This is a genomic window from Paraburkholderia sp. J94, assembly GCF_905220285.1.
GTDB lineage: Bacteria > Pseudomonadota > Gammaproteobacteria > Burkholderiales > Burkholderiaceae > Paraburkholderia > Paraburkholderia tropica_A.
The window spans coordinates 55,656-69,219 of record NZ_CAJMZH010000021.1 but is presented as its reverse complement, the minus strand read 5'-3'; the positions used below and the strand labels follow the sequence as shown (position 1 = coordinate 69,219).

The 13,564-nt window shown below is 66.0% G+C and carries 17 protein-coding genes; 16 read left to right on the top strand and 1 reads right to left on the bottom strand.

What is annotated here, in order from left to right; translation table 11 throughout:
• Window positions 1-17 precede the first annotated feature (17 nt).
• The 16 genes from U4Y88_RS33545 to tatC all read left to right on the top strand — a co-directional run bounded on the left by U4Y88_RS33545 (window position 18) and on the right by tatC (window position 12,205).
• Window positions 18-257, top strand: a complete 240-nt coding sequence (locus U4Y88_RS33545; RefSeq protein ID WP_065062699.1) for a BolA family protein — start codon at window positions 18-20, stop codon at window positions 255-257.
• 108 nt (window positions 258-365) lie between these two features.
• The gene (gene murA / locus U4Y88_RS33540; RefSeq protein WP_224011981.1) at window positions 366-1,628 is read left to right on the top strand and encodes a UDP-N-acetylglucosamine 1-carboxyvinyltransferase; all 1,263 of its coding nucleotides are present in this window, start codon (window positions 366-368) and stop codon (window positions 1,626-1,628) included.
• On the top strand, window positions 1,625-2,323 hold the full coding sequence (hisG, locus tag U4Y88_RS33535; protein WP_065062697.1) for an ATP phosphoribosyltransferase: 699 nt from the start codon (window positions 1,625-1,627) through the stop codon (window positions 2,321-2,323). The genes murA and hisG overlap by 4 nt, the downstream gene beginning before the upstream one ends.
• Before the next feature lie 66 nt (window positions 2,324-2,389).
• Window positions 2,390-3,709, top strand: a complete 1,320-nt coding sequence (gene hisD, locus U4Y88_RS33530; protein ID WP_321789166.1) for a histidinol dehydrogenase — start codon at window positions 2,390-2,392, stop codon at window positions 3,707-3,709.
• A gap of 320 nt (window positions 3,710-4,029) precedes the next feature.
• Entirely contained in the window at window positions 4,030-5,106 is a 1,077-nt protein-coding gene (gene hisC, locus U4Y88_RS33525) for a histidinol-phosphate transaminase (RefSeq protein ID WP_321789164.1), read from the top strand.
• Window positions 5,107-5,189: 83 nt separating this feature from the next.
• Window positions 5,190-5,777, top strand: a complete 588-nt coding sequence (gene hisB / locus U4Y88_RS33520) for an imidazoleglycerol-phosphate dehydratase HisB (RefSeq protein WP_224011984.1) — start codon at window positions 5,190-5,192, stop codon at window positions 5,775-5,777.
• Window positions 5,778-6,039: 262 nt separating this feature from the next.
• Entirely contained in the window at window positions 6,040-6,681 is a 642-nt protein-coding gene (hisH, locus tag U4Y88_RS33515; RefSeq protein WP_224011985.1) for an imidazole glycerol phosphate synthase subunit HisH, read from the top strand.
• Window positions 6,682-6,863: 182 nt separating this feature from the next.
• Window positions 6,864-7,616, top strand: coding sequence for a 1-(5-phosphoribosyl)-5-[(5-phosphoribosylamino)methylideneamino]imidazole-4-carboxamide isomerase (gene hisA, locus U4Y88_RS33510; protein WP_224011986.1), 753 nt, complete (start codon window positions 6,864-6,866; stop codon window positions 7,614-7,616).
• A gap of 131 nt (window positions 7,617-7,747) precedes the next feature.
• Window positions 7,748-8,521 (top strand): imidazole glycerol phosphate synthase subunit HisF, encoded by a 774-nt coding sequence (gene hisF / locus U4Y88_RS33505; RefSeq protein ID WP_224011987.1) that lies wholly within the window; start codon window positions 7,748-7,750, stop codon window positions 8,519-8,521.
• 3 nt (window positions 8,522-8,524) lie between these two features.
• Entirely contained in the window at window positions 8,525-8,941 is a 417-nt protein-coding gene (gene hisI, locus U4Y88_RS33500; RefSeq protein ID WP_224011988.1) for a phosphoribosyl-AMP cyclohydrolase, read from the top strand.
• Entirely contained in the window at window positions 8,938-9,306 is a 369-nt protein-coding gene (locus U4Y88_RS33495) for a phosphoribosyl-ATP diphosphatase (protein WP_321789162.1), read from the top strand. Before hisI ends, U4Y88_RS33495 begins: the two co-directional genes overlap by 4 nt.
• Before the next feature lie 118 nt (window positions 9,307-9,424).
• On the top strand, window positions 9,425-9,820 hold the full coding sequence (locus U4Y88_RS33490; protein WP_321789161.1) for a hypothetical protein: 396 nt from the start codon (window positions 9,425-9,427) through the stop codon (window positions 9,818-9,820).
• Window positions 9,821-9,857: 37 nt separating this feature from the next.
• Window positions 9,858-10,238 (top strand): histidine triad nucleotide-binding protein, encoded by a 381-nt coding sequence (locus U4Y88_RS33485; protein ID WP_310632565.1) that lies wholly within the window; start codon window positions 9,858-9,860, stop codon window positions 10,236-10,238.
• Between the two features lie 225 nt (window positions 10,239-10,463).
• On the top strand, window positions 10,464-10,700 hold the full coding sequence (gene tatA, locus U4Y88_RS33480; protein WP_224011991.1) for a Sec-independent protein translocase subunit TatA: 237 nt from the start codon (window positions 10,464-10,466) through the stop codon (window positions 10,698-10,700).
• Between the two features lie 71 nt (window positions 10,701-10,771).
• The gene (tatB, locus tag U4Y88_RS33475) at window positions 10,772-11,353 is read left to right on the top strand and encodes a Sec-independent protein translocase protein TatB (RefSeq protein ID WP_224011992.1); all 582 of its coding nucleotides are present in this window, start codon (window positions 10,772-10,774) and stop codon (window positions 11,351-11,353) included.
• A 69-nt stretch (window positions 11,354-11,422) separates the two neighbouring features.
• Window positions 11,423-12,205, top strand: coding sequence for a twin-arginine translocase subunit TatC (gene tatC / locus U4Y88_RS33470; protein ID WP_224011993.1), 783 nt, complete (start codon window positions 11,423-11,425; stop codon window positions 12,203-12,205).
• 130 nt (window positions 12,206-12,335) lie between these two features.
• Here the strand turns inward: tatC and U4Y88_RS33465 are convergent, their stop codons facing one another.
• On the bottom strand, window positions 12,336-13,556 hold the full coding sequence (locus U4Y88_RS33465) for a Do family serine endopeptidase (RefSeq protein ID WP_224011994.1): 1,221 nt from the start codon (window positions 13,554-13,556) through the stop codon (window positions 12,336-12,338).
• Between the last annotated feature and the right edge of the window lie 8 nt (window positions 13,557-13,564).

Sequence of the window (13,564 nt, the reverse complement as noted above, 5' to 3'; positions counted from 1 at the left end):
GGCAGGAGCCTTTCACCATGTTGTCTTCGGAACAGCTCAAGCAATACATCCTGGCCGGGCTCGCGTGCGAGCATCTGGAGGTCGAGGGCGACGACGGCACGCACTTTTCCGCGGTCGTCGTTTCGTCGGCCTTCGAAGGCAAGCGTCTGATCCAGCGCCATCAGCTCGTCTATGCGGCGCTCGGCGACCGCATGCGTGCGGAAATCCACGCGCTCAGCATGAAGACGCTCACGCCCGCCGAATGGCAGAACGCATAATCTGGAATCTCAGTGCGAATTACCCAGGATAAAGGCGCCGCAGCCAGCGGCGCCGTTCAACACGACGCAGCGCCGCAAGCCGGCCGCACCGATCAGGAAACCTCAGGCATGGACAAACTCGTCATCGTCGGCGGGCAGAAGCTCGCGGGGGAAGTCACCGTTTCCGGTGCGAAGAACGCCGCGCTGCCCATTCTCTGCGCCGGTCTGCTGAGCGCGGAACCCGTCCAGCTCGACAACGTGCCCGACCTTCAGGACGTGCGCACGACGCTCAAGCTGCTCAACCAGATGGGCGTGCGCACCGAACAGGACGGCGCGCGCGTGCAGCTCGACGCCTCGAACGTGAACAACCTCGTCGCGCCGTATGAGCTGGTCAAGACCATGCGCGCCTCGATCCTCGTGCTCGGGCCGCTCGTCGCGCGCTTCGGCGAGGCGAAGGTGTCGCTGCCGGGCGGCTGCGCGATCGGCGCGCGTCCGGTCGACCAGCACATCAAGGGCCTGCAGGCGATGGGCGCCGAGATCAGCATCGAGCACGGCTTCATCGAAGCCCGCGCGAAGCGCCTGAAGGGCGCGCGCATCGTGACCGACATGATCACGGTCACCGGCACGGAAAACCTGCTGATGGCCGCCGTGCTCGCCGATGGCGAGACCATCATCGAAAACGCCGCGCGCGAGCCGGAAGTGGGCGACCTCGCACACCTGCTGGTGGCGATGGGCGCGAAGATCGAAGGCATCGGCACCGACCGCCTCGTGATTCAAGGCGTGGAGAAGCTCCACGGCGCGCAGCACACGGTCATTCCCGACCGCATCGAAGCGGGCACGTTCCTGTGCGCGGTCGCGGCCGCGGGCGGCGACGTCATGCTGCGCAACGTGCGTCCGCACACGCTCGACGCGGTCACGGACAAGCTGCGCGAAGCGGGCGTGACGATCGAAGAGGGCGACGACTGGATGCGCGTGCGCATGCAAGAACGCGCGCGCGCCGTCAATCTGCGCACCTCGGAATACCCGGCGTTCCCGACCGACATGCAGGCGCAGTTCATGGCGCTCAACACGATCGCCGACGGCACCTCGCAGGTCGTCGAGAACATCTTCGAAAACCGCTTCATGCACGTGCAGGAACTGAACCGCCTGGGCGCGCACATCACGATCGACGGCAAGACCGCGCTGATCGCGGGCGTCGAAAAGCTCTCGGGCGCGAAGGTCATGGCGACCGATCTGCGCGCGTCGGCGAGCCTCGTGATCGCGGGTCTGTGCGCCGAAGGCGAAACGCTGATCGACCGCATCTATCACCTCGACCGTGGCTACGACCGCATGGAAGCGAAGCTCACGAAGATCGGCGCGGACGTCAAGCGCATCAAGGGGAGCGAAGCATGAGCACGGTTGAATCCCGGCCGACGCCGGCCGCCGCCTCCAGCGCGCCGCTGACGCTCGCGCTCTCGAAGGGCCGCATCTTCGAAGAGACGATGCCGCTGCTGGCCGCCGCGGGCGTGCACGTGGCCGAAGACCCGGAAACCTCGCGCAAGCTGATCCTGCCGACCACCGATCCGAACCTGCGCGTGATTATCGTGCGCGCGACGGACGTGCCCACCTATGTCGAGTACGGCGCGGCCGACTTCGGCGTGGCGGGCAAGGACGTGCTCAACGAGCACGGCGGCGGCGGGCTCTATCAGCCGGTCGATCTCGACATCGCGCGCTGCCGTCTGTCGGTGGCCGTGAAGGCGGGCTTCGACTACGCGAACGCGGTGCGCCAGGGCGCGCGCCTGCGCGTCGCGACCAAGTACACCGAAGCGGCGCGTCAGCATTTCGCGGCCAAGGGCGTGCACGTCGACCTGATCAAGCTCTACGGCTCGATGGAACTGGCGCCGCTCGTCGGCCTCGCCGACGCGATCGTCGACCTGGTCAGCACCGGCGGCACGCTGCGCGCCAACAATCTGGCCGAAGTCGAGGAGATCATGCCGATCTCGTCGCGTCTCGTCGTCAATCAGGCGGCGCTCAAGCTCAAGCGCGCCGCACTGCGGCCGTTCCTCGACGCGTTCGAACGCGCGTCGCGCGGCGAGCAGGCCGCATAAGCAGTCCGCGCGCCGCGCGCCTCGTGTGAGGCGCCGCGCGCACAACCGATACGGATGGATACCAGCATGGCTATCACGATGCGCAAACTCGATTCCAGCGCCGAAGGTTTCAAGAAGGCGCTGCACGCGGTGCTCGCTTTCGAGGCGAGCGAGGACGAGGCCATCGAGCGCTCGGTGGCGCAAATCCTCGCCGACGTGAAGGCGCGCGGCGACGTCGCCGTGCTCGAGTACACGAACCGCTTCGACCGCCTGAGCGCCACGAGCGTCGCGGCGCTCGAACTGCCGTTCAGCGAACTCGAAGCGGCGCTCGAAAGTCTCGAACCGAAGCAGCGCGCGGCGCTCGAAGCGGCGGCGGCGCGCGTGCGCGGCTACCACGAGAAGCAGCGCATCGAGTGCGGCTCGCATAGCTGGCAGTACACCGAATCGGACGGCACCGTGCTGGGCCAGAAGGTCACGCCGCTCGACCGCGTCGGCCTGTATGTGCCGGGCGGCAAGGCGGCGTATCCGTCGTCGGTGCTGATGAACGCGATTCCCGCGCGCGTCGCGGGCGTGCGCGAGATCGTCATGGTCGTGCCCACGCCGGACGGCGTGAAGAACCCGCTCGTGCTGGCGGCGGCGCTGATCGCCGGCGTCGACCGTGTGTTCACGGTCGGCGGCGCGCAGGCCGTGGCGGCGCTCGCCTACGGCACGCAAACCATTCCGGCCGTCGACAAGATCTGCGGCCCGGGCAACGCGTATGTGGCGTCGGCCAAGCGCCGCGTGTTCGGCACGGTCGGCATCGACATGATCGCCGGTCCGTCGGAAATTCTCGTGATCTGCGACGGCACGACCGATCCGCGCTGGGTCGCGATGGATCTGTTCTCGCAGGCCGAGCACGACGAACTCGCGCAGTCGATCCTGCTGTGCCCGGACGAAAGCTTCATCAAGCGCGTGGAAGCGGCCATCAACGAACTGCTGCCCACCATGCCGCGCGCGGAAGTGATCGCCACGTCGCTCACGAACCGCGGTGCGCTCGTGAAGGTGCGCGACATGTCCGAAGCCTGCGCGATCGCCAACGACATCGCGCCGGAACACCTGGAAATCTCGGCGCTGGAGCCGCAGAAGTGGGGCGCCGAAATCCGCCACGCGGGCGCGATTTTCCTCGGCCGCTACACGAGCGAAAGCCTCGGCGACTACTGCGCGGGCCCGAATCACGTGCTGCCTACGTCTCGTACCGCACGTTTCTCGTCGCCGCTGGGCGTCTATGATTTCATCAAGCGTTCGAGCCTGATCGAAGTCAGCGCGGAAGGCGCGCAGACGCTGGGCGAGATCGCCGCGGAACTGGCCTACGGCGAAGGGCTGCAAGCGCATGCGCGCAGCGCCGAATACCGCATGAAGCCAGTCTGATGACGCCGGCCTGATCCAGGGCCGGGCGGCGCCGTCGAGTCCGGTTCGCGGCGCCGCAGCGTGCCTTGTGCCGGGCTCGATGGTTGGAAATCCGAACTAACCGGCTGGGCCATCGCCGCCGGCGATTCGACGAGATTCGACGAGATTCGCTGAAGTTTGCCGACGTTTGTCGACGTTTGCCGAACCGCCCGCCCGCGGCGGACACGAAAACAACGCGAGACCAACGCTAAACCAACGATAACCAGAACGGCCACGCAGCCTCGCGCTGCGAACGAGCCGTTCGTGCCGGCTTGCCGCCCCGGGCGCGCGAGTCTTCCGACATGACGACACCTCAAGATCTGATCCGCTCCGACGTGCTCTCAATGACGAGCTATCCGGTGCCCGACGCCTCCGGCTTCGTGAAGCTCGACGCGATGGAAAACCCGTTTGCGCTGCCCGCCGATCTGGCGGCGAAGCTCGGCGAGCATCTCGCGGGCGTCGCGCTGAACCGTTATCCGGCGCCGCGTCCCGAGGCGCTGCTCGCGCGGCTCAAGGGCGCGCTGCGCGTGCCGTCCGAGTGCGACGTGCTGCTCGGCAACGGCTCGGACGAGATCATCAGCATGATCACGATGGCGTGCGCGAAGCCGGGCGCGAAGGTGCTCGCGCCGGTGCCGGGCTTCGTGATGTACGCGATGTCGGCGAAATTCGCGCAGCTGGAGTTCGTCGGCGTGCCGCTCAAGGCAGATTTCACGCTCGATACCGAAGCGATGCTCGCCGCCATCGCCGAGCACAAGCCGGCCGTGATCTGGCTCGCGTATCCGAACAATCCGACCGGCACGCTGTTCGACGACGCCGATATCGAGCGCGTGATCGCGGCCGCCGCCGCCGCGGGCTCGCTCGTGGTGATCGACGAGGCATATCAGCCGTTCGCGCAGGCGAGCTGGCTGCCGCGCGCGGGCGCGTTCTCGAACGTGGTCGTGATGCGCACGATGTCCAAGCTGGGCCTCGCGGGCATCCGTCTGGGCTATCTCGTGGGCCGCTCCGCGTGGCTCGACGAATTCGACAAGGTGCGCCCGCCGTACAACGTCAACGTGCTGACCCAGGCGACCACCGCGTTCCTGCTCGATCACCTCGACGTGCTCGACGCGCAGGCCGCGCAACTGCGCGCGGGACGGGCGCAACTGGCCGCCGAAGTGGCGAAATTGCCGGGCGCCGAAGTGTTCCCGAGCGCCGGCAATTTCCTGCTGGTGCGCGTGCCGGATGCCCACGCCGTGTTCGATACCCTGTTGACCGCGCGGGTTTTGATCAAAAACGTGAGTAAAATGCACCCATTGCTGGCGAATTGCGTGCGCCTGACCGTCGGGACCCCCGACGAAAACGCGCAGCTGGTCGCCGCCCTGAAGCTTGTGCTCAAGTGAATCGTCCCCACTGTTCACCGTATTCCGAAGCTCGCTTCGTTCTCTAAAAACCCTCCTGTACGGGCTGTTTGAAGGAAATTGCCATGCGCGTCGCGCAAGTCGTTCGCAACACCAGCGAAACGCAGATCAGCGTGAAAATCAATCTGGACGGCACCGGTGAGCAAAAGCTCAAGACCGGCGTGCCGTTTCTCGACCACATGCTCGACCAGATCGCACGACACGGTCTGATCGATCTCGAAGTCGAGGCGCATGGCGACACGCATATCGACGACCACCATACGGTCGAAGACGTCGGCATCACGCTGGGCCAGGCGGTCGCGCAGGCGATCGGCGACAAGAAGGGCATCCGCCGCTACGGCCATGCCTACGTGCCGCTCGACGAGGCGCTCTCGCGCGTCGTGGTCGACTTCTCGGGCCGTCCGGGCCTGGAGTTCCACGTGCCGTTCACGCGCGCGCGCATCGGCACCTTCGACGTCGACCTGTCGATCGAATTCTTCCGTGGCTTCGTCAATCACGCGGGCGTGACGCTGCACATCGACAACCTGCGCGGGCTGAACGCCCACCATCAGATGGAAACCGTGTTCAAGGCTTTCGGCCGCGCGCTGCGCCAGGCCGCCGAGTTCGACGAGCGCCAGGCCGGCAAGATTCCGTCGACCAAGGGCAGCCTGTAAGCGGTGCCGGGTGGCGCCGGCCGGTGCGATGCGCCAGCCGATGTGCCAATTAAAGTGCCAACTAAAGTGCCAACTAAAGGCGCGCCGCGGTGGCAAGGCGTACATTGACGGGTCTGAACGGTCGCGGCGGCTCGCGCGCCGCGCATGCGGCTTGCGGTACCACGAAGCCGACCGGGCAAAACCAGGCTTACCAGGCAACATCCGGGCACGAACAGGCAGCCGCCTGATCACGCCCAACATGGCCGACGCGGCCTGAATCGAGATGAAAACTTCAATTGCGATTGTGGATTATGGGATGGGCAACCTGCGTTCGGTCGCCCAGGCGCTGAAGCAGGCCGCGCCGGAAGCCGACGTGCAGATCGTCGAGCGTCCCGAAGCGATCCGCGCAGCCGACCGCGTCGTGCTGCCGGGCCAGGGCGCGATGCCCGACTGCATGCGCAGTCTCGCCGAGTCGGGCCTGCAGGATGCTGTGCTCGAAGCCGCGCGCAGCAAGCCGCTGATGGGCGTGTGCGTGGGCGAGCAGATGCTGTTCGACTGGAGCGCGGAAGGCGACACGAAGGGCCTCGGCCTGTTGCCGGGCAAGGTCGTGCGCTTCGACCTCGCGGGTCAGCTGCAGGACGACGGCTCGCGCTTCAAGGTGCCGCAGATGGGCTGGAACCGCGTGCGCCAGGCGCGCGCGCATGCGCTGTGGGACGGTGTGCCCGACGAAAGTTTCTTCTACTTCGTGCACAGCTACTACGTAGTGCCGGACGATGCGTCGCACACGGTTGGCGAAACCCCTTACGGCGCGGCCTTTACCTCGGCGGTGGCGCGGGATAACATTTTCGCCACCCAATTCCACCCGGAAAAGAGTGCGGCGGCGGGCTTGCGCGTCTATCGCAACTTCGTCGACTGGAACCCCTGATTTCGAACGCGGCGCGCTCCGGGGCGCGCCGGGGCCTGGCCCACGAGGCCGCCCCGTGCCGATCCCCGTTGGCAAGGCCACCGAAAGAGTTGTACTAAACTAGCGAAACGGCGTCGGATCGGGCCTTTTATCCACCGAAGCCGGCTGATTTCAACCTCATTCCCAGATATTCCCCGATTGCTATGCTGCTGATTCCGGCCATCGATCTCAAAGACGGTCACTGCGTACGCCTGAAACAAGGCGATATGGACCAGGCGACGATTTTCTCCGAGGAACCGGCGGCCATGGCCCGACATTGGGTCGAGCGCGGCGCGCGCCGTCTGCACCTCGTCGATCTGAACGGCGCGTTCGCCGGCAAGCCGAAGAACGAAGACGCCATTCGCGAAATCATCCGCGAAGTGGGTGACGCGATCCCCGTGCAGCTCGGCGGCGGCATCCGCGACCTCGACACCATCGAGCGCTATCTCGACGACGGCCTCTCCTACGTGATCATCGGCACCGCCGCGGTCAAGAACCCGGGCTTCCTCCAGGAAGCGTGCACGGCGTTCGGGGGCCACATCATCGTCGGCCTGGACGCCAAGGACGGCAAGGTCGCCACCGACGGCTGGAGCAAGCTCACGGGCCACGAAGTCGTGGATCTCGCGCGCAAGTTTGAGGACTACGGCGTCGAGTCGATCATCTACACCGACATCGGCCGCGACGGCATGCTGCAAGGCATCAACATCGAAGCCACGGTGCGCCTCGCGCGCGCGGTGAAGATTCCGGTGATCGCGAGCGGCGGCCTGTCGAATCTCGCCGACATCGACGCGCTCTGCGAAGTGGAAGACGAGGGCGTTGAAGGCGTGATCTGCGGCCGCGCGATCTACTCGGGCGACCTCGATTTCGCGGCGGCGCAAACGCGCGCGGACAGCCTGCGCGAATCGGACGACGCGTAAGCGTCGCCCCCACGGCCTCCGCGAGCGGAGGCCTTTTGCTTTTTGCCGCTCGCGGCCCGAAAGCGGCCCAGGGCGGCGCCGCATCCGCCGCCGCGCCCGACGGACACTAACCTGGCATCACCGGCAAGATCATGGCTCTACCCAAACGCATCATCCCCTGTCTCGACGTGACGGCCGGACGGGTCGTCAAGGGTGTCAACTTCGTCGAACTGCGCGACGCGGGCGACCCCGTCGAAATCGCGCGCCGCTATGACGATCAGGGCGCCGACGAACTCACCTTCCTCGACATCACCGCCACCTCCGACGGGCGCGACCTGATCCTGCCGATCATCGAAGCGGTGGCGTCGCAGGTCTTCATTCCGCTGACGGTCGGCGGCGGCGTGCGCGCCGTGGCCGATGTGCGGCGCCTGCTCAACGCGGGCGCGGACAAGGTCGGCATGAACTCGTCGGCGGTCGCCAATCCGCAACTGGTGCGCGACTCGGCCGACAAGTACGGCTCGCAGTGCATCGTGGTCGCGATCGACGCCAAGCGCACCTCCGCGCCGGGCGAACCGGCGCGCTGGGAAGTGTTCACGCACGGCGGCCGCAAGGCCACCGGCATCGACGCCGTCGAATGGGCGCGCAAGATGGCCGAATTCGGCGCGGGCGAAATCCTGCTCACGAGCATGGACCGCGACGGCACCAAGAGCGGCTTCGACCTCGACCTCACGCGCGCCGTCTCGGACGCGGTGCCGGTGCCCGTGATCGCCTCGGGCGGCGTGGGCGGCCTGCAGGATCTGGCGGATGGCATCGTCAAGGGCCACGCCGACGCGGTGCTCGCAGCGAGCATCTTCCACTACGGCGAGCACACGGTCGGCGAGGCGAAGCGCTTCATGGCCGACCAGGGCATTTCGGTGAGGATGTAAGCCATGACGACCGCATCGATCGAACAAGCCGGCTGGCTCGACAAGATCAACTGGGACGCCAACGGCCTCGTGCCGGTGATCGCCCAGGAAGCCACCAGCGGCGACGTGCTGATGTTCGCGTGGATGAACCGCGAGGCGCTCGCCAAGACCGTCGAGCTGCGCCGCGCGGTGTACTTCTCGCGTTCGCGCCAGCGCCTGTGGTTCAAGGGCGAGGAATCGGGCCACGTGCAGCACGTGCGCGAGATTCGCCTCGACTGCGACGAAGACGTCGTGCTGCTCAAGATCGAGCAGGTGTCGGGCATCGCCTGCCACACGGGCCGCCACTCGTGCTTTTTCCAGCAATTCGAAGGCACTGTCGACGAGGGCCGCTGGGTCGCCGTCGATCCCGTGCTGAAAGACCCCGAGCACATCTACAAATGACGCAACTGAACACCAACGACACCTTGCTGCGCCTCGCGGCGGTGATCGACAGCCGCAAGGGCGGCGATCCCGATGCTTCCTACGTCGCGCGCCTGTTCCACAAGGGCGACGACGCGGTGCTCAAGAAGGTCGGCGAAGAGGCGACCGAAGTCGTGCTGGCCGCCAAGGACGTGCGCCAGGGCGGCGCGCCCAAGGCGCTGGTCGGCGAAATGGCCGATCTGTGGTTCCATTGCCTCGTGACGCTCTCGCATTTCGACCTGAGCCCCGCCGATGTGTTGGCGGAACTCGAGCGCCGCGAAGGCCTTTCGGGCCTCGAAGAGAAGGCGCTGCGCAAGAGCCAGGAGCGCGAGTCGAACGGCGACTGACGGCAACTGACACGGGCCCGCGCGGGTCCGGGTCGCACTGGCGCGCATGCCGCCGGGCACACCGGCGGCGCTTGCCCACCCACGCGGCGCGCGCGCCGCACATCAGGGGAGACGCAACATGTCCACGACGCCCGGCGGCTATCCGCCTCCAGTGGTGCGCGAACCGATCGACGCGGACCGCCTGCGCAGTCTGCGCACCCTCACGCATGTGCTCTACGGCCTCTACGCGTTCTACTGGCTCACCGGCGGCGTGACCGTGCTGGTCGCCATCATCATCAATTACCTCAAGCGCGACGAAGCGGCGGGCACGCCCTACGAGCAGCATTTCACCTGGCAGATCCGCACCTTCTGGCTCGGGCTGGCGGGGCATCTGATCGGTATCGCGCTGTTTTTCGTGCTGATCGGCATTCCAATTTTGTGGGCTGTCGCGATCTGGACGTTGTACCGTATCATCAAAGGCTGGCTGTATCTGCACGACAGCAAGCCGCTGCGCGATCCGCGCGCGTGGGTGTGATCGGCGGGTTGTCGGGTCCGCGCATTTCGGGAGCATCATGAGCCAAGGTGACAGCCACGACCGCAGCACCTGTCTGTTCTGCAAGATCGCAGACGGGGCGATTCCGAGCACGCGCGTCTACGAAGACGACGAATTCGTCGCTTTCCGGGACATCCGGCCCGCGGCGCAGACGCACGTGCTGGTGATCCCGCGCGAACATATCGCGACGCTCGCCGATTGCGGTGAAAAGGACGCACCGCTGCTTGGTAGAATGTTCGTGCTGGTGGCGCGTCTCGCGAAGGATCTCGGCGTGTCGTACACCGGCGGTGAAACCGGTTTTCGCACCGTCGTGAACACGGGGCCCGGCGGCGGTCAGGAGGTCTACCACCTGCACGCGCATTTGCTGGCCGGGCCGCGTCCGTGGCAACGCATGGGCTGAAGGCGCGTCGCGTGCATCACCGATGAGTGACGCACGAGGCAGGCACGAAGCGCATTGAGCAGATAAAGCAACAACGCCCGCTGAAAAAGGGTGGCATGCCATGCAGCCGCCACACCTCGCAGGCACTATTTACTATCGGACCGGTTTTTACGCAGCGCGCCTCGGCGCGCCAACGTTTTCACGCTGCGCACGAGGCGCGGCGCGGGGTTAAGGAGAGTTTTGATCATGGGTTCGTTGAGCATCTGGCATTGGCTGATTGTGTTGTTGATCGTGGCGCTCGTCTTCGGCACGAAGAAGCTGCGCAATATCGGCAGCGACCTCGGCGGTGCGGTCAAGGGTTTCAAGGAAGGCATGCGCGACGGTGAGGAAGCTCCCGACGCGGCCAAGCGCGAGCTGCCGAAGAACGGCGGCACGGTCGACGTCGACGCCAAGGACAAGACCTCGAGCAACGACCTCCGCTAAGCGCGGTGGTCGTCTGCTTGCCGTGTCTGTTTCGCTTTTTCCTGCTCCAAGGCTGACGGAAAGCTCCATTCATGCTTGATCTGGGTCTCACGAAGATGGCGCTGATCGGCGTCGTCGCGCTGGTCGTTCTCGGACCGGAGCGCCTGCCGCGCGTCGCGCGCACCGCAGGCGCGCTGTTCGGGCGCGCGCAGCGTTACATCAACGACGTCAAGGCCGAAGTCACGCGCGAGATCGAACTCGACGAACTGCGCCGCATGAAGGGCGAGTTCGAACAGGCTGCGCAGAACGTCGAGAAGAACGTTCACGAGAATCTGCGCCAGCACGAAACCGAGCTCAACGACGCCTGGAACCAGGGTACGAGCGTGTCGCCCAGCATCGCGGGCGGCGCGGACCCGGCTGCCGTCACGGCGCAAAGCGCGGTGTCCGGCACGTCCGGTAGCGCGGGTTTCGCCGACGGTTCGTCAGCCTCCACGTGGCGTTCCGGCGACGCCGGCGCGTCCACGGCGAAGCGCAAGAACTGGCGCGTGAAACAGACGGGCACGCCCGTGTGGTACAAACGCGCGACGCTGCGGCGCACGCGCGTGCAGTCGGGCGCGGCGCGCGTCGCGCAGCACACGCCGGCCAGCCTGCGCCGGCCCACGCGTTTCTTCTGACGCGCATTCACCGATTCCGATGCCGCAGCCGCATTCGAACTTCCCCATCTCCAACCCCCGAGGGCCGGTGTGAGCGACCCCCAGCAAAACCAGGGCGAGGGCACTGAAGAGACCTTCATCTCGCACCTCGTCGAACTCCGCGACCGTATCATCCGCGCGGGCATTGCCGTCATCGTCGTGTTCGTCGGGCTCGTCTACTGGGCGCCCGACATCTTCAGGCTGCTCGCGCGTCCGCTCATGCAGAACCTGCCGCGCGACGGCAAAATGATCGTCACCGACGTGACCGGCTCGTTCTTCGTGCCGATGAAAGTGACGATGCTCGTCGCCTTCGTGATCGCGCTGCCTGTCGTGCTTTATCAGATCTGGGCGTTCGTCGCGCCGGGGCTCTATCAGCACGAGAAGAAGCTGGTCGTGCCGCTCGTGGCGAGCAGCTACACGCTGTTCCTGTGCGGCATGGCGTTCGCGTACTTCGTGGTGTTTCCCACGATCTTCCGCGTGATGGCGCACTACAACGCGCCGCTCGGCGCGGAGATGACGACCGATATCGACAATTACCTGAGCTTCGTGCTCACGATGTTCATCGCGTTCGGCGTCACTTTCGAGGTGCCGATCATCGTCGTGCTGCTCGTGCGCATGCACGTGCTCACGGTGAAGAAGCTCAAGGAAATCCGTCCGTATGTGATCGTGGGCGCGTTCATCGTCGCCGCCGTGGTGACGCCGCCGGACGTGTTCTCGCAGCTGATTCTGGCGCTGCCGCTGATCATCCTCTACGAAGCGGGCATCATCGCGGCGCGCGTTTTCATCGGCACCGGCGAAAGGAAGACCGCCGACGAGAGCGAAGCGACAAGCTGACGTCGCGCGACATCCCCGCAGAACACAAAGGCCGCGAACGGTGACGTTCGCGGCCTTTGTGTTTCTGGCGCCGGGTTGCCCGGGCGAGGCGAGCCGCGCGTGCGGCCTTCGCCCCGCGGTAAGTAGAACCTCAACCGCCTTCGTCGTCGCCTTCGCCGTCTTCGTTGGCGGGGTGCTTGGGCGGCGGCGGGCGCTTGCCGATCATCACGTCGAGGTCCATGTCCTTGTTCTTGCGCACGAGGTGGACCTTCGCGTCGGTGCCCGGCTTGATCTGCGCGATCACGTTCAGCAGGCGCGTGGTGTCGGTGATGGCCTCGCCGTTCACCGAAAGCAGGATGTCGCCCGGCTTGATGCCGGCCTTGTCGGCGGGGCCGCCTTGCAGCACGCCCGCGACGATCGCGCCCGACTTCTCGTTGATGCCGAACGATTCGGCGATCTCGGGCGTCAGATCCTGCGGCTCCACGCCGATCCAGCCGCGCGTGACCGAACCGGTCGTGATGATGCTTTCCAGCACGCTGCGCGCCGTGGACACGGGAATCGCGAAGCCGATGCCGAGCGAGCCGCCCGAGCGCGAGTAGATGGCCGTGTTGATGCCGAGCAGATTGCCGCTCACGTCGACGAGCGCGCCGCCCGAGTTGCCGGGATTGATCGGCGCGTCGGTCTGGATGAAATTCTCGAACGTGTTGATGCCGAGGTGATTGCGGCCCAGCGCGCTGATGATGCCCATCGTGACCGTCTGGCCCACGCCGAACGGGTTGCCGATGGCTAGCACGACGTCGCCCACGCGGGCCTGATCCATCCGGCCGAGCGTGATCGTGGGCAGGTTCGGCAGATTGATCTTGAGCACGGCCAGATCGGTTTCCGGGTCGATGCCGATCACCTTGGCGTTGGTGGTGCGGCCGTCGGAGAGCGCGATTTCGATCTGATCCGCGCCGTCGATCACGTGCTGGTTCGTTAGAATGTAACCGTCTGGACTGACAATGACGCCCGAACCGAGATTCGCCGCGGGCTGTTGCTGCTGCTTGCGGTTGTTGTTGCGATCGCCGAAGAAGTAGCGGAACAGCGGGTCGTTCTGGCGCGGATCGGGCGGCAGCGAGCCGTCCTTGCTGGAGAACACGTTGACGACCGCGGGCATGGCCTTCTGGGCGGCGTCCGCATAGGACCCCTGGCTGCCACCGCCGCCGCCGATGCCCGGCGCCACTTCGCGTAGCGCGACGATGGGTTCGGCGAGCTGTTTGCCGAGTTGCCCCTGGTGCTGAAGCCACTGCGGCTTGAGCGTCGCGATGATGAACATCAACGCCAGCAGGACCGTCACCGCCTGGGCGAAGAACAGCCAAAAGCGTCTAAGCATCTGAAGAT

Excerpts from the sequence above, each read along its gene's own strand:
- U4Y88_RS33545 (WP_065062699.1), top strand. The coding sequence starts at position 18 with ATGTTGTCTTCGGAACAGCTCAAGCAATACATCCTGGCCGGGCTCGCG.
- murA (WP_224011981.1), top strand. The coding sequence starts at position 366 with ATGGACAAACTCGTCATCGTCGGCGGGCAGAAGCTCGCGGGGGAAGTC.
- hisG (WP_065062697.1), top strand. The coding sequence starts at position 1,625 with ATGAGCACGGTTGAATCCCGGCCGACGCCGGCCGCCGCCTCCAGCGCG.
- hisD (WP_321789166.1), top strand. The coding sequence starts at position 2,390 with ATGGCTATCACGATGCGCAAACTCGATTCCAGCGCCGAAGGTTTCAAG.
- hisC (WP_321789164.1), top strand. The coding sequence starts at position 4,030 with ATGACGACACCTCAAGATCTGATCCGCTCCGACGTGCTCTCAATGACG.
- hisB (WP_224011984.1), top strand. The coding sequence starts at position 5,190 with ATGCGCGTCGCGCAAGTCGTTCGCAACACCAGCGAAACGCAGATCAGC.
- hisH (WP_224011985.1), top strand. The coding sequence starts at position 6,040 with ATGAAAACTTCAATTGCGATTGTGGATTATGGGATGGGCAACCTGCGT.
- hisA (WP_224011986.1), top strand. The coding sequence starts at position 6,864 with ATGCTGCTGATTCCGGCCATCGATCTCAAAGACGGTCACTGCGTACGC.
- hisF (WP_224011987.1), top strand. The coding sequence starts at position 7,748 with ATGGCTCTACCCAAACGCATCATCCCCTGTCTCGACGTGACGGCCGGA.
- hisI (WP_224011988.1), top strand. The coding sequence starts at position 8,525 with ATGACGACCGCATCGATCGAACAAGCCGGCTGGCTCGACAAGATCAAC.
- U4Y88_RS33495 (WP_321789162.1), top strand. The coding sequence starts at position 8,938 with ATGACGCAACTGAACACCAACGACACCTTGCTGCGCCTCGCGGCGGTG.
- U4Y88_RS33490 (WP_321789161.1), top strand. The coding sequence starts at position 9,425 with ATGTCCACGACGCCCGGCGGCTATCCGCCTCCAGTGGTGCGCGAACCG.
- U4Y88_RS33485 (WP_310632565.1), top strand. The coding sequence starts at position 9,858 with ATGAGCCAAGGTGACAGCCACGACCGCAGCACCTGTCTGTTCTGCAAG.
- tatA (WP_224011991.1), top strand. The coding sequence starts at position 10,464 with ATGGGTTCGTTGAGCATCTGGCATTGGCTGATTGTGTTGTTGATCGTG.
- tatB (WP_224011992.1), top strand. The coding sequence starts at position 10,772 with ATGCTTGATCTGGGTCTCACGAAGATGGCGCTGATCGGCGTCGTCGCG.
- U4Y88_RS33465 (WP_224011994.1), bottom strand. The coding sequence starts at position 13,556 with ATGCTTAGACGCTTTTGGCTGTTCTTCGCCCAGGCGGTGACGGTCCTG.